At 40.1% G+C, this 12,857-nt stretch carries 16 protein-coding genes; 12 read left to right on the plus strand and 4 right to left on the minus strand.

Features of this window, described 5'->3' with window-relative positions:
• Nucleotides 1–41: 41 nt before the first annotated feature.
• The 4 genes from HW098_RS01440 to manA all read left to right on the plus strand — a co-directional run bounded on the left by HW098_RS01440 (nucleotide 42) and on the right by manA (nucleotide 2,481).
• Nucleotides 42–389: a VOC family protein gene (locus HW098_RS01440; protein WP_176139055.1), complete on the plus strand. Its 348-nt coding sequence runs from the start codon at nucleotides 42–44 to the stop codon at nucleotides 387–389.
• Nucleotides 390–671: 282 nt separating this feature from the next.
• Nucleotides 672–839, plus strand: coding sequence for a hypothetical protein (locus HW098_RS01445; protein WP_173275623.1), 168 nt, complete (start codon nucleotides 672–674; stop codon nucleotides 837–839).
• A gap of 178 nt (nucleotides 840–1,017) precedes the next feature.
• A complete protein-coding gene (locus tag HW098_RS01450; RefSeq protein WP_004261618.1) occupies nucleotides 1,018–1,278 on the plus strand; it encodes a SemiSWEET family transporter in 261 nt (86 codons plus the stop codon).
• A gap of 258 nt (nucleotides 1,279–1,536) precedes the next feature.
• On the plus strand, nucleotides 1,537–2,481 hold the full coding sequence (gene manA, locus HW098_RS01455) for a mannose-6-phosphate isomerase, class I (RefSeq protein ID WP_176139056.1): 945 nt from the start codon (nucleotides 1,537–1,539) through the stop codon (nucleotides 2,479–2,481).
• 40 nt (nucleotides 2,482–2,521) lie between these two features.
• Here manA and HW098_RS01460 read toward each other — a convergent pair whose 3' ends face one another.
• Nucleotides 2,522–3,862, minus strand: a complete 1,341-nt coding sequence (locus HW098_RS01460; RefSeq protein WP_176139121.1) for a sodium-dependent transporter — start codon at nucleotides 3,860–3,862, stop codon at nucleotides 2,522–2,524.
• A gap of 234 nt (nucleotides 3,863–4,096) precedes the next feature.
• Here HW098_RS01460 and HW098_RS01470 point away from each other — a divergent pair, with 234 nt between their 5' ends.
• Entirely contained in the window at nucleotides 4,097–4,837 is a 741-nt protein-coding gene (locus HW098_RS01470; protein ID WP_176139057.1) for a MerR family transcriptional regulator, read from the plus strand.
• 41 nt (nucleotides 4,838–4,878) lie between these two features.
• Here HW098_RS01470 and HW098_RS01475 read toward each other — a convergent pair whose 3' ends face one another.
• Genes HW098_RS01475 through HW098_RS01485 form a run of 3 tightly spaced genes read right to left on the minus strand, consistent with a single transcriptional unit; the run spans nucleotide 4,879 to nucleotide 7,525 of the window.
• Nucleotides 4,879–5,400 (minus strand): DUF1697 domain-containing protein, encoded by a 522-nt coding sequence (locus HW098_RS01475; protein ID WP_176139058.1) that lies wholly within the window; start codon nucleotides 5,398–5,400, stop codon nucleotides 4,879–4,881.
• 48 nt (nucleotides 5,401–5,448) lie between these two features.
• Nucleotides 5,449–6,621, minus strand: a complete 1,173-nt coding sequence (locus HW098_RS01480) for an NAD(P)/FAD-dependent oxidoreductase (RefSeq protein WP_176139059.1) — start codon at nucleotides 6,619–6,621, stop codon at nucleotides 5,449–5,451.
• Between the two features lie 58 nt (nucleotides 6,622–6,679).
• Complete coding sequence (locus tag HW098_RS01485; protein WP_176139060.1) at nucleotides 6,680–7,525, minus strand: DegV family protein; 846 nt, start codon at nucleotides 7,523–7,525, stop codon at nucleotides 6,680–6,682.
• 124 nt (nucleotides 7,526–7,649) lie between these two features.
• On the opposite strand from HW098_RS01485, the gene HW098_RS01490 reads away from it, so the two are divergent.
• From HW098_RS01490 to HW098_RS01520, 7 genes are all read left to right on the plus strand, one after another.
• Complete coding sequence (locus HW098_RS01490) at nucleotides 7,650–8,207, plus strand: TetR/AcrR family transcriptional regulator (RefSeq protein WP_000004132.1); 558 nt, start codon at nucleotides 7,650–7,652, stop codon at nucleotides 8,205–8,207.
• Between the two features lie 18 nt (nucleotides 8,208–8,225).
• Complete coding sequence (locus HW098_RS01495) at nucleotides 8,226–8,693, plus strand: cytidine/deoxycytidylate deaminase family protein (RefSeq protein WP_000136973.1); 468 nt, start codon at nucleotides 8,226–8,228, stop codon at nucleotides 8,691–8,693.
• Nucleotides 8,694–8,781: 88 nt separating this feature from the next.
• The gene (gene upp, locus HW098_RS01500; RefSeq protein WP_000515975.1) at nucleotides 8,782–9,411 is read left to right on the plus strand and encodes a uracil phosphoribosyltransferase; all 630 of its coding nucleotides are present in this window, start codon (nucleotides 8,782–8,784) and stop codon (nucleotides 9,409–9,411) included.
• Between the two features lie 172 nt (nucleotides 9,412–9,583).
• Nucleotides 9,584–10,174: an ATP-dependent Clp protease proteolytic subunit ClpP gene (gene clpP, locus HW098_RS01505; protein ID WP_057487259.1), complete on the plus strand. Its 591-nt coding sequence runs from the start codon at nucleotides 9,584–9,586 to the stop codon at nucleotides 10,172–10,174.
• A 78-nt stretch (nucleotides 10,175–10,252) separates the two neighbouring features.
• On the plus strand, nucleotides 10,253–10,519 hold the full coding sequence (locus HW098_RS01510; protein ID WP_050223575.1) for a YlbG family protein: 267 nt from the start codon (nucleotides 10,253–10,255) through the stop codon (nucleotides 10,517–10,519).
• A gap of 84 nt (nucleotides 10,520–10,603) precedes the next feature.
• Nucleotides 10,604–11,764: an ABC transporter substrate-binding protein gene (locus HW098_RS01515; protein ID WP_050236908.1), complete on the plus strand. Its 1,161-nt coding sequence runs from the start codon at nucleotides 10,604–10,606 to the stop codon at nucleotides 11,762–11,764.
• Nucleotides 11,765–11,986: 222 nt separating this feature from the next.
• Nucleotides 11,987–12,856, plus strand: coding sequence for a branched-chain amino acid ABC transporter permease (locus tag HW098_RS01520; RefSeq protein WP_000941427.1), 870 nt, complete (start codon nucleotides 11,987–11,989; stop codon nucleotides 12,854–12,856).
• Nucleotide 12,857 lies beyond the last annotated feature (1 nt).

Below are 12,857 nucleotides of genomic sequence, written 5' to 3' on the forward strand. Positions count from 1 at the left end.
AAAAGATCGGAGCAATCCGGTCTTTTTATGGAGGATAGTAAATGGATTTAAATCAATTAGATATTATCGTTTCAGATGTTCCTCAAGTCTGTGCTGACTTGGAGAGACTTTTGGATAAAAAGGCAGATTATGTTGATGGCAGTTTTGCTCAGTTTACGATTGGCAGTCACTGTCTGATGTTGTCCCAAAAACATTTGATTCCTTTGGAAGATTTTCAGTCAGGAATCATTATTCATATCGAGGTTGAGAATGTCGACCAGAACTACAAACGGTTGAACGAGCTTGGTATCCAGGTTTTAAACGGTCCAACTGTAACCGATTGGGGAACAGAGTCCTTATTAGTTAAAGGTCCTGCTGGTCTAGTGATTGATTTTTATCGTATGAAATAAGGTGCTTAGTTATTTGAAGATAACCTTAACTATTCTTAAAACAGAAAGTGAGAATATGAACTATTGAAAGATCGGAGCAATCCGGTCTTTTTAATATAAAGAAATTGCATATAAATGGTTGACAGCGCTTTCTTAAAATCTTATAATAAAAATATAATAGCAGAAAATAAGACTGATGTGGAAAGGAGGAATATGATTAAACAGCTGTAGTAAGTAGATTTTCTTATCTCATTGGAAGTTGGGATTGAAATATCTCCATGAATAGATAGTAGGAGGAAAGAGATGCAAAAAAAGGATATTTATCTAATCTGTGTGACCATGATTATCTGTTCAATTATTCTAGGATTGATTATAGGAAGTTTTATTCTTCATGGTCTTGAAGATATTGCTGCAATCATTAACCACGGCTTGCTGATAATCAATCAAACTATCAATCAATCTATCCATTGATTGACAAGAGCTATTCATTTTTACATTTTATGGATCAAACAGATCGGAGCAATCCGGTCTGTTTCTTATTACAAGACTGTGATAGTTTACATTTTTATAATAAAACTCTTAAAGTCTTGCTTATTTTTGTATTAAATTATAAAATAGAAAGTATAAAAGAATAAAAGAGGTTTTGAAAATGTCTGAAAAACAAATGAAAGTGTTGGGTTGGGCAGCTACCTTTATGTCTGTTATGATGTATGTGTCATATTTTCCACAAATCATGAATAATCTTGCCGGTCAAAAAGGCAACTTCATTCAACCCCTAGTCGCAGCTATCAACTGTAGTCTCTGGGTTTACTATGGTCTTTTCAAGAAGGAAAGAGATATTCCACTTGCAGCTGCTAATGCACCAGGTATCGTTTTTGGTTTAGTAACGGCTATCACAGCTTTGATTTAAAAAGAAGACTGGTTTCAGTCTTTTTATTTTATGAAAATAGATGCTTCATTAAAGTAATTTTTGAATGAGAGTTGAGGGGAAAAGTCCAGTTACAGCTAGCTTTACGAGAATCTTTTATGTTCGTCTCTATCAAAGAAAAAAGTATATCGTTACTATTTTTATAAAATCTTCTCCCTACTTTATAAGATGTTAAAAAGAGTTCAATTCGAACTCTTTTTTTGCTATAATGAGGAGAGAAAAATCAGACAGGAGATCAAGATGTCAGAACCATTATTTTTACAATCAGTTATGCAAGAAAAAATCTGGGGGGGAACCAAGCTACGTGATGAGTTTGGCTACGACATCCCTAGTGAAAAAATCGGGGAATACTGGGCCATCTCAGCTCATCCAAATGGTGTCTCTAAAGTTGCCAATGGTCGCTACGAGGGAACAGATCTTGCTACTTTGTATGCGGAGCACCGTGAATTATTTGGCAACCGTCCAGAACCTGTATTTCCGCTTTTGACTAAGATTCTGGATGCTAACGACTGGCTCAGTGTCCAAGTTCACCCAGATGATGCTTATGGATTAGAGCATGAAGGCGAACTCGGAAAAACAGAATGCTGGTACATCATCGCTGCGGATGAAGGTTCAGAGATTATCTATGGCCACAATGCTAAGTCAAAAGAAGAGCTCCGCCAGCAAATCGAGGACAAGAATTGGGATGACTTGCTGACAAAAGTTCCTGTTAAGGCTGGAGATTTCTTCTATGTGCCAAGTGGCACCATGCACGCCATCGGTGCAGGTATCTTGATTCTTGAAACCCAACAATCTAGTGACACCACCTATCGCGTCTATGACTTTGACCGTAAGGATGATAATGGTAACTTGCGTGAACTTCACCTTGAAAAATCCATTGATGTCTTGAACATTGGCGAGCCAGCAAATAGCCGTCCTGTAACTGTCAAATCTGATGATTTATGCTCAACTCTCCTTGTATCCAATGATTTCTTTGCAGTTTACAAGTGGGAAATTACTGGAAAAGTTGACTTCGAAAAGACAGTTGACTACAGCTTGTTGAGTGTCTTGGCTGGTCAAGGTCAACTGACTGTCGATGGGAACAACTATCCAGTCCAAAAAGGCAGTCACTTTATCCTACCAAGTGATGTTGAAGCTTGGACATTGGAAGGGCAAGGTATTGAATTGATTGTTAGCCATCCATAAAAAAGAAAGGGCCTGAGTTCACTACTCAAGTCCTTTTTGATTACATAAATTGGGCGATAAAGACCACGATGATGATGATAGGAATGACAAAGCGAAGAAGGAAGAGCCATACTTGGAACAGTCCCTGTTTCCATGCTCTTTCATCGAGATGGAGTTCCTCCATTGCAAGAGCCTTTTTAAAGATATAGCCTGTAAAAAGTGAAAGGCAGAGAGCTCCAAATGGCATGAGGAGATTGGAAACCAAGAAGTCCATAGCGTCAAAGAAGGTCTTCCCAAAGATGTGAACATCTGCCATGACACCGTAAGATAGGGCTGAAGGAATTCCAAAGACAAAGGTCAAAATTCCTAAAATAACACTCCACTTAGCACGCTTGCTATTGTCCTGATTGGTGATATTGCCCACATTGATTTCCAGCATTACGACCGAAGAAGTGACCGTCGCAAAGAGGAAGAGCAAGAGGAAGAGGATGTAGAAAATGGTTCCAAAAGGCATCTTGTCAAAGAGTTGAGGCAAGACGATAAAGAGCAAGCTCGGCCCCCCTTCAGACTGGATATTGAAGGCTGACATGGCTGGGAAAATGGCTAGACCCGCCATGATGGATACCGAGATGTTCATAGCTACAATGGAAATCCCTGACTGGACAAGATTGGTTTTATTGTCCAAGTAAGAAGCATAGGTCAACATGGCTGTAACCCCTAGTGAGAGGGCAAAGAAAGATTGTCCCAGAGCATAGAGGAGACCAGCACTTGTCAGCTTAGAGAAGTCTGGTTTGAGGAAGTAAAGAACCCCTTCCATGGCATTTGTCAAACTGAGAGAACGACCGATGATAACGACAAAGATGATAAAGAGCAGGGGCATCATGACTTTCGAAGCTCTTTCAATCCCTTTTTGAACACCACGTGATACAATAAAGATATTCAATAAGATAAAGGCTGCTTGAGCTCCAAGGGCAATGGCTGGATTGGAAATAATATCGGTAAAGAGCTGAGCATAGTCACCCGTTCCGCTAAGCTGGAACAATTTTCCAAACTCGATGCCTAGATAAACCAGAATCCATCCTCCAATAACACTGTAGAAAGATAAAAGGATAAAGAGGGCAAAGGCACCAATCCAACCGATAAAGTTGTACTTGCTATTATTGCCTAGTTTTCCAAAGGTTTTGATTGCTGAGACACCAGCGCTTCGGCCGAGGGCAAATTCTGCAAGCAAAAGGGGGAAACCGATTAGAATAGTGGAGATGAGAAAGACTAGTAAAAAGCCACCTCCACCGTTAGCAGCAGTCATGTAAGGGAATTTCCAAACGGCTCCAAGTCCGATGGCTGAGCCAGCAGATGCTAGGATGAAGCCCAGTTTAGAACCCCATTGCGATTTTTCAGACATAGTTAAACTCCTAAAATTAGTGTTACAAAAGAAAAAGCTACTGCCCTTGGCAACTAGCCTCATCAGTACTCAAAGTGAGCGTTTCTTTTGATTGATAGACTTGACTATCCTATCATGTTTTCTAAGGTCTGTCAAGAAAACCATTTTCATGTTATGATAAAGTAAAAAATTTCGCAAAATCGCTTGACTCTGACCTAAGGGGAGGGGTTATACTATCATTGTAAGGAGGAAATCATGTACCATATAAAAGAAGCTGCCCAGCTTTCGGGCGTCTCTGTCAAGACCCTACACCACTACGATAAGATAGGACTTTTGGTTCCTTTAAAGTCGGAAAATGGCTATCGAACCTATAATCAGGAGGATTTGGAACGCCTTCAGGTTATTCTTTATTACAAATATCTAGGTTTTTCTTTAGAAAAAATAGCAGAACTATTAAAGGAAGAAAGGGAAGATTTATTGCCTCATTTGACCAGGCAGTTGGACTATTTGACTCGAGAAAGGGAATATCTGGATACCTTGATTTCAACCTTGCAAAAAACCATTCAAGAACAAAAAGGAGAAAGAGAAATGAGCATTCAAGAGAAATTTGCTGGATTTAACTACCAAGACCATCAAAAATACCACCAAGAGGCGGTAGAGAAATATGGACAAGAAGTCATGGATCAAGCGCTGGAGCGCCAGAAAGGTCACGAAGACGAAGCTACGGCTGCCTTCAATCAAGTCTTTCAAGCCTTGGCACAAAATCTTCAAGCTGGTCTACCTGTAACAGCATCCGAAAATCAAGAAGAAGCAGCCAAACTCTTGCAAGCCATCCGTACTTATGGATTTGACTGCTCTATCGAGGTCTTTGGTTATATTGGAAAAGGCTATGTCTATAATCCAGAGTTTAAGGAAAACATTGACAAATTTGGCCCAGGAACAGCCCAGTACACATCAGATGCCATTGCCCACTATGTCCAAACTCAGACAAAATAAAATCGGAGGAGTGATCTTCCGATTTTTACTAAATTCAAGCACTACTTGCTTAATAATTTTTCTACTACATTTAGTTTTCGCATGGTCAAATCTACATTAAAAAGCTTTTCAAGATAGTTGGTATGGAGTTTCTTTTGTTTTGCAGTTCTAGGGAGATAGAGGTAAAGACAATGGTTACCGATACAAATTTCTTCTTCACCGTAATCAATTTTCAATTTTTCTAAAGGGAGACTTTGAATAGATTCTTGATAAAAAATCACGTGTATACGGTCATAAAGATAGTGTTCTCCAAACGGGTTTTCTTGGACAATTTTTTTAAAATCACTTTTGTTCTTGATTACCATTTTTAAGTCGGCCCCAATTTTTTCCTTTATCAGAGTATGAACACGTTCTCGTATTTTTTCTAAATCTAAGTCACTTTCAAGAATGATATTCCCACTTTGAATATAGGTTCGAACTTGTTGAAAACCAGCTTCTGTCAAGATATCTACTAGATAAGACATTTTCGGGATAGCATTTTTCCCATTAGGAGTAACTCCTCTTAACAAGATAATATGTTCCAAAGGACTTCCTTTCTTTTGGAGTTGGTTTAGCCATTGAATAATTTAGATTTAGATTAGATTTGATCCCGCAACCCAGCCAGTACAGAGGGCAGAAGTGATGTTAAAGCCACCTGTGTGGGCGTTGATATCCATGACCTCGCCAGCAAAGTGGAGGCCAGGTACCAGCTTACTTTCCAGAGTTTTAGGGTTGATTTCCTTAAGACTGACACCACCCTTGGTAACAAATGACTTGGCAAGAGACATTTTACCAGTCACAGGGATTTTGAGGGCCTTAATAGACTGGAGAAGTTGTTCTCGTTTCTTTTCAGTCAACTGTTTGACTTTTTCAGGATAGCCTTGCGCAAAAAATTCTGCCAAGCGTTCTGGTAACAAGGTTTTTAAAGCATTTTTCAAGGATTTTTCCCGATTCTCTTCTAAAAAAACAACCAAGCCCTCCTCAGAAAGTTGAGGCAAAACATCGAGTGAGAGAACTTCCCCACCCTTGACAAAGCTGGACATACGCAGGGCAGCAGGGCCTGACAAACCAAAGTGGGTAAAGAGCAAATCGTGAGTGATGACATGCTTACCATAGCTTAGGGTCACATCGTCCAGCGAAATCCCCTGTAAGGCTTTGTGTGGAAAATCTGTTAATAAAGGACTTTCAGCAGCCTCAAGCTCGGTGATGGTATGCTTAAAATGGCGGGCAATCTCGTGACCAAAACCAGTCGAACCAGTAGAAGGATAGGATTTCCCACCAGTTGTGACAATGAGTTTCTCACAAGTGAAAGTTTGGTCTGTGGATTTAAGGACAAACTGGTTGTCTATCTTTTTAACCGAAACAATCTCCGTTTGAGTAGCAACTTGGCCGCCTAGCTCAGTGATTTTCTTTTCCAAGGCTTCGATAATGGTTCGCGATTTGTCGCTAGTAGGAAAGACGCGTCCGTGGTCTTCGATCTTAAGTTTAACACCATTTTCAGTAAAAAAGTTAATGATATCATGATTATCAAATTGGGAGAAGACACTGTAGAGAAAGCGCCCATTTCCAGGGATGCCAGCTAGCAGGTCGTCCAAGCTACCATTGTTGGTTACATTGCAACGTCCCCCACCAGTCCCAGCTAATTTTTTTCCAAGTTTCCGATTTTTTTCGATGAGGAGGGTTTTCTGTCCATAAAAGCTACTGGAAATTGTAGCCATCATTCCAGCAGGTCCTCCACCGATGACGATAGTATCAAAATGTTTCATAGCTCTATTGTACCACAAAAAAACAAGAGATGCTCGACATCTCTTGTTGCTAATGATCTTAGTTGATTTCATATCCCATCAACAAACCGCCATCTTCTGCATAGAAACTGCAGAGACCAGATGTCGGGAGAATTTTAATATCCGCCTGTGGGAAGGTTTCGCGAATTCGCTCTGAGAGCTGTTGACAACATTTCTCGTTATTACGTTGGGCCATGACGATACGGCCACCAGTATATCCTGCTTTCACTAACTCTTCATATGCTGCTTGAATCGCTTTCTTTGGCCCTCGTGCTTTTTGTAGCAATTCAAGGGTTCCAGTTTCACTAGCTTCTCCAACCATACGGATATTGAGAAGGCCAACGACCGTACCGATAAGCTTGCTCAAACGGCCGTTCTTCACCAAGTTATCGACTTTGGCTAGGACAAAAAGTAACTTGGTTTTTTCTTGATAGGCAGTGATAGTTTCAACCACTTCTTCAAAAGATAAGCCCTGGTCAATCAAGTCATTCAATTTTTCTACGAGCAAGTCAACTTCCCCACCAGCAGACAAACTATCAATTACATGAATTTTAGTATCAGGATGTTCTTCCAGATAAATATTCTTGGCCAGTTGAGCACTATTGTGACTGCCAGAAAGAGTACCTGTGATGGTTACTAGGAAAATGTTTTTGGCACCTTCAAATGCTCGCAAATAATCATCTGGACTTGGACAAGCCGATTTTGAAGCTTCTGCGGTTGCATACATGGTTTCCATCATTTGGTCAATATCAAGACTGGCATCATCAACAAAGACCTGATCAGCTACTTGAATGGTTAAAGGAACACTTACAAAGGTCGTGTCAATAGCTGGTGTTGGCAGCTGACGATAATCACAACCAGAGTCAGCAATAATCTTCCAAGTCATAGAAATTCTCCATCTTTGTCAGTTATACATTGACAAAGGTTCTGTCTTTTTTTACAATTATATCATGAAAGCCCTTGAAACAAAAGCCTCATCCGTCTGTTGTGACAAGTAGAAAGAAAATGTTATGTCTGAACGTAGAATCTCTGAAAAGTCTCTTGAAAATCTCAGAAAATCAAACCAAGAATCCAATTTATTAACTAGAGAAGCCATTGAAACAGCCCTCTTACAACTCTTGGAAAAAAAGGACTTGACCAAGATTAGTATTTCTGAATTGGTCAAACGTGCAGGCGTTTCGCGTGCGGCCTTTTACCGTAATTATGATTCCAAAGAGGAAATTTTAGAGAGTGTCTTTAAACGGAGTGTCCACAACATCATGGAACAGTTGCACCATTATGATTTAAAGACAGACCTTTATCTGGTCTGGGTTCACCTTTTCCGAGAAGCAAGAAAGGAAGCCAGAGTAATTCAACTGGCCTTGGATTACCATCTGGAAAAAATCTTTGTCCAAGCCATGCAGGAATTTCTAGAAAAATACCATGGAAAATCAAAAGGTGTCAGCTCTTATCTTCATTCCTTTTGGAGTTCAGCCATCGTCTCTGTCCTCCTAAAATGGATCAAGGATGGCATGAAGGTACCAGCTGAAAAGATTGCAGATTTACGGTTACCATTTTTTAAAAAATAGAGAAAAAGGAGAAAAGAGATGACTGAAAAAAGACTAGCCTGGGATGAGTATTTTGCAGCCCAAGCCCTACTAATTGCCAATCGTTCCACTTGTAAACGTGCCAAAGTGGGTGCGATTCTGGTAAAGGATAATAAGGTAATTTCCACTGGTTACAATGGTTCGGTGTCAGGGACTGAGCATTGTATTGACCACGAATGTCTGGTCATTGAAGGCCACTGTGTTCGCACCCTTCACGCTGAAGTTAATGCAATTCTCCAAGGTGCTGAGCGTGGTGTTCCTAAAGGCTTTACAGCCTATGTGACACACTTTCCTTGTCTGAATTGCACGAAACAATTGTTGCAGGTCGGTTGCAAGCGCGTAGTTTATATCAACCAGTACCGAATGGATGACTATGCCCAATACCTTTATCAAGAAAAAGGGACAGAATTGACCCATCTACCACTTGAGACAGTACAAGCAGCTCTTAAAGAGGCAGATTTAATGTAAAAATTATCAAAAATAAATGGTTTAGAAAGATTTTTAAACCGTTTTTTGGTATAATAAGAAGAATAAATTGAAAGAAGGAACTCCAAAAATGGGAAAAATTGAAGTTATTAATCACCCACTGATTCAACACAAATTGTCAATCTTGCGTCGTACAGATACTTCTACAAAAGCTTTTCGTGAGCTAGTAGATGAGATTGCAATGTTGATGGGGTATGAAGTACTTCGTGATCTTCCACTAGAAGATGTGGAAATCGAAACACCAATCACAAAAACAGTTCAAAAACAATTGGCTGGTAAGAAATTGGCCATCGTTCCAATCTTGCGTGCAGGTATCGGGATGGTTGATGGTCTCTTGAGCTTGGTTCCAGCTGCCAAAGTTGGTCATATCGGTATGTACCGTGATGAAGAAACGCTTCAACCAGTTGAATACTTGGTGAAATTGCCTGAGGACATTAACCAACGTCAAATTTTTGTAGTAGACCCAATGTTGGCAACAGGTGGTTCAGCAATCTTGGCTGTTGACTCGCTTAAAAAACGTGGCGCATCAAATATCAAATTTGTCTGCCTTGTATCTGCTCCAGAAGGTGTAAAAGCCCTTCAAGAAGCTCATCCAGATGTAGAAATCTTTACAGCAGCCTTGGATGAACGCTTGAACGAACACGGTTATATCGTTCCAGGTCTTGGAGATGCTGGAGACCGCTTGTTCGGTACGAAATAAAATTAAAAGAAGAATGACTTGGAAAAGGATTTCCAGTCACGAAAGGAGGTTGAATTTTTGTTTCTGTCTAATGAAAACAGAGCAAAAATTTGACCTTTTTTGACCAAGATATTATAATAGTCTTATCTTTAGTCATTTGACCAACAAAAATAAAACTCAAAAGGAGAAATAAATGATTCCTGTAGTTATTGAACAAACAAGTCGTGGAGAACGTTCTTACGATATTTACTCACGTCTTCTCAAAGACCGCATCATTATGCTAACAGGTCCAGTTGAAGACAATATGGCTAACTCTGTTATTGCCCAATTGCTTTTCTTGGACGCCCAAGATAGTACAAAAGATATTTACCTTTATGTCAATACACCTGGTGGTTCCGTTTCAGCTGGTTTGGCAATCGTTGATACCATGAACTTTATCAAGTCAGATGTCCAAACTATCGTTATGGGAATGGCTGCATCTATGGGAACAGTCATCGCATCAAGTGGAGCAAAAGGCAAACGTTTCATGCTTCCAAATGCTGAATACATGATTCACCAACCAATGGGTGGTACAGGTGGTGGTACCCAACAAACTGATATGGCGATCGCTGCAGAACACTTGCTTAAAACTCGTAACACCTTGGAAAAAATCTTGGCTGAAAATTCAGGTCAGTCAATCGAAAAAGTCCATGCAGATGCAGAACGCGATAACTGGATGAGTGCCCAAGAAACACTCGAATATGGCTTTATTGATGAAATCATGGCCAACAATTCATTGAACTAATGATGAAAGAAGGCAAACTCGACTGGGTTTGCTTTTTTTGGTATAATAGGGAGAGATTTCTTAGAAAGAGGATTTATCATGTTTGAAAAAGTCAATCGATCTGGCTTGATTATCTATCTTTACTATAATCGTGATGCCAAAAAACTGCAGGATTATGGAGATATTACCTATCATTCCAAGAAACATCGTTACTTACAACTCTATGTTCCAACTCAAGAAGTGGAGCAATTGGTCGGGCGCTTGAGTAAGGAAAAATTTATAAAAAAAGTCAGAGTTTGTCATATCCAAGAGCTGGAAACACCCTTTGTGGGCAATCTTTACCGAGAAGAAAACGTTATCAGATAAAAAATTAAAGAAAAGTGTTGACAATTTTCTGATAATTCGGTATATTCTTAACAGACTATTTAAGAAATAAGGAGACAAAAAAAGATGAAGAAAAAATTTGCCCTATCGTTTGTGGCGCTTGCAAGTGTAGCACTTCTTGCAGCCTGTGGAGAAGTGAAGTCTGGAGCAGTCAACACTGCTGGTAACTCAGTAGAGGAAAAGACAATCAAAATCGGATTTAACTTCGAGGAAACTGGTGCCGTAGCAGCCTACGGAACATCTGAACAAAAAGGTGCCCAATTGGCTGTTGATGAAATCAATGCAGCAGGTGGTATCGATGGAAAACAAATCGAAGTAGTCGATAAAGATAACAAGTCTGAAACAGCAGAGGCTGCTTCAGTAACAACTAACCTTGTAACTCAATCTAAAGTATCAGCAATCGTAGGACCTGCGACATCTGGTGCAACTGCAGCTGCGGTAGCGAACGCTACAAAAGCAGGTGTTCCATTGATCTCACCAAGTGCGACTCAAGATGGATTGACTAAAGGTCAAGATTACCTCTTTATCGGAACTTTCCAAGATAGCTTCCAAGGAAAAATTATCTCAAACTATGTTTCTGAAAAATTAAATGCTAAGAAAGTTGTTCTTTACACTGACAATGCCAGTGACTATGCTAAAGGTATTGCCAAAGCCTTCCGTGAAGCTTACAAGGGTGAGATCGTTGCAGATGAAACTTTCGTAGCAGGTGACACAGACTTCCAAGCAGCCCTTACAAAAATGAAAGGGAAAGATTTTGATGCTATCATCGTCCCTGGTTACTACACTGAAGCTGGTAAAATTGTAAACCAAGCGCGTGGTATGGGAATTGACAAACCAATCGTTGGTGGTGATGGATTCAACGGTGAAGAGTTTGTACAACAAGCAACTGCTGAAAAAGCATCAAACATCTACTTTATCTCAGGCTTCTCAACTACTGTAGAAGTTTCAGCTAAAGCAAAAGCCTTCCTTGATGCTTACCGTGCTAAGTACAATGAAGAGCCTTCAACATTTGCAGCCTTGGCTTATGACTCAGTTCACCTTGTAGCAAATGCAGCAAAAGGTGCTAAAAATTCTGGTGAAATCAAGGATAACCTTGCTAAAACAAAAGATTTTGAAGGTGTAACTGGTCAAACAAGCTTTGATGCAGACCACAACACAGTCAAAACTGCTTACATGATGACCATGAACAATGGTAAGGTTGAAGCAGCAGAAGTTGTAAAACCATAATCGAAAAATGTTGAAATAGGGAATGAGCCTTTGACTCACTCCCTGTTTCGATGTTTAATACTCTTCGAAAATCAAATTCAAACTGCGTCAACGTCGCCTTGCCGTACTCAAGTACAGCCTGTGGCTAATTTCCTAGTTTGCTCTTTGATTTTTATTGAGTATAAGAACCTATCAAAAATTGAGGGAAAACCCTCGAAATTATAAATAGAAAGAGTGAATCTTATGCTCCAACAACTAGTAAATGGTTTGATTCTAGGTAGTGTTTATGCCCTGTTAGCACTAGGATATACCATGGTTTACGGAATTATCAAGCTCATCAACTTCGCCCATGGTGATATTTATATGATGGGAGCCTTTATCGGTTATTTCTTGATCAATTCTTTCCAAATGAATTTCTTTGTAGCGCTTATTGTAGCCATGCTAGCGACAGCTATTCTTGGTGTCGTGATTGAGTTCCTTGCTTACCGACCTTTGCGTCACTCTACTCGTATTGCTGTTTTGATTACAGCTATTGGGGTTTCTTTCCTATTGGAGTATGGCATGGTCTATCTGGTTGGTGCCAATACTCGTGCCTTTCCTCAAGCGATTCAAACAGTTCGCTATGATTTGGGACCAGTTAGCCTAACAAACGTGCAGTTAATGATCTTGGCCATTTCCTTGATTTTGATGATTTTGTTACAGGTCATTGTCCAAAAAACGAAGATGGGGAAAGCCATGCGTGCTGTATCTGTAGATAGCGATGCGGCACAATTGATGGGGATCAATGTAAACCGTACGATCAGCTTTACCTTCGCTTTGGGTTCAGCTCTTGCGGGTGCGGCTGGTGTTCTGATTGCCCTCTATTATAACTCTCTTGAGCCTTTGATGGGGGTTACTCCAGGTCTTAAGTCTTTCGTTGCTGCAGTACTTGGTGGTATCGGAATTATTCCTGGTGCGGCTCTTGGTGGCTTTGTGATTGGTCTATTGGAAACCTTTGCGACAGCCTTTGGAATGTCAGACTTCCGTGATGCCATTGTTTATGGAATCTTGTTGTTGATCTTGATTGTCCGCCCAGCTGGTATCCTTGGTAAAAATGTGAAAGAGAAGGTGTAAA

The organism is Streptococcus sp. 1453 (genome assembly GCF_013276955.1).
Lineage (GTDB): Bacteria > Bacillota > Bacilli > Lactobacillales > Streptococcaceae > Streptococcus.

Excerpts from the sequence above, each read along its gene's own strand:
- HW098_RS01515 (WP_050236908.1), top strand. The coding sequence starts at position 10,604 with ATGAAGAAAAAATTTGCCCTATCGTTTGTGGCGCTTGCAAGTGTAGCA.
- clpP (WP_057487259.1), top strand. The coding sequence starts at position 9,584 with ATGATTCCTGTAGTTATTGAACAAACAAGTCGTGGAGAACGTTCTTAC.
- HW098_RS01520 (WP_000941427.1), top strand. The coding sequence starts at position 11,987 with ATGCTCCAACAACTAGTAAATGGTTTGATTCTAGGTAGTGTTTATGCC.
- HW098_RS01460 (WP_176139121.1), bottom strand. The coding sequence starts at position 3,862 with ATGTCTGAAAAATCGCAATGGGGTTCTAAACTGGGCTTCATCCTAGCA.
- HW098_RS01480 (WP_176139059.1), bottom strand. The coding sequence starts at position 6,621 with ATGAAACATTTTGATACTATCGTCATCGGTGGAGGACCTGCTGGAATG.
- HW098_RS01490 (WP_000004132.1), top strand. The coding sequence starts at position 7,650 with ATGTCTGAACGTAGAATCTCTGAAAAGTCTCTTGAAAATCTCAGAAAA.
- HW098_RS01445 (WP_173275623.1), top strand. The coding sequence starts at position 672 with ATGCAAAAAAAGGATATTTATCTAATCTGTGTGACCATGATTATCTGT.
- HW098_RS01440 (WP_176139055.1), top strand. The coding sequence starts at position 42 with ATGGATTTAAATCAATTAGATATTATCGTTTCAGATGTTCCTCAAGTC.
- HW098_RS01470 (WP_176139057.1), top strand. The coding sequence starts at position 4,097 with ATGTACCATATAAAAGAAGCTGCCCAGCTTTCGGGCGTCTCTGTCAAG.
- HW098_RS01495 (WP_000136973.1), top strand. The coding sequence starts at position 8,226 with ATGACTGAAAAAAGACTAGCCTGGGATGAGTATTTTGCAGCCCAAGCC.
- HW098_RS01450 (WP_004261618.1), top strand. The coding sequence starts at position 1,018 with ATGTCTGAAAAACAAATGAAAGTGTTGGGTTGGGCAGCTACCTTTATG.
- HW098_RS01510 (WP_050223575.1), top strand. The coding sequence starts at position 10,253 with ATGTTTGAAAAAGTCAATCGATCTGGCTTGATTATCTATCTTTACTAT.
- upp (WP_000515975.1), top strand. The coding sequence starts at position 8,782 with ATGGGAAAAATTGAAGTTATTAATCACCCACTGATTCAACACAAATTG.
- manA (WP_176139056.1), top strand. The coding sequence starts at position 1,537 with ATGTCAGAACCATTATTTTTACAATCAGTTATGCAAGAAAAAATCTGG.
- HW098_RS01485 (WP_176139060.1), bottom strand. The coding sequence starts at position 7,525 with ATGACTTGGAAGATTATTGCTGACTCTGGTTGTGATTATCGTCAGCTG.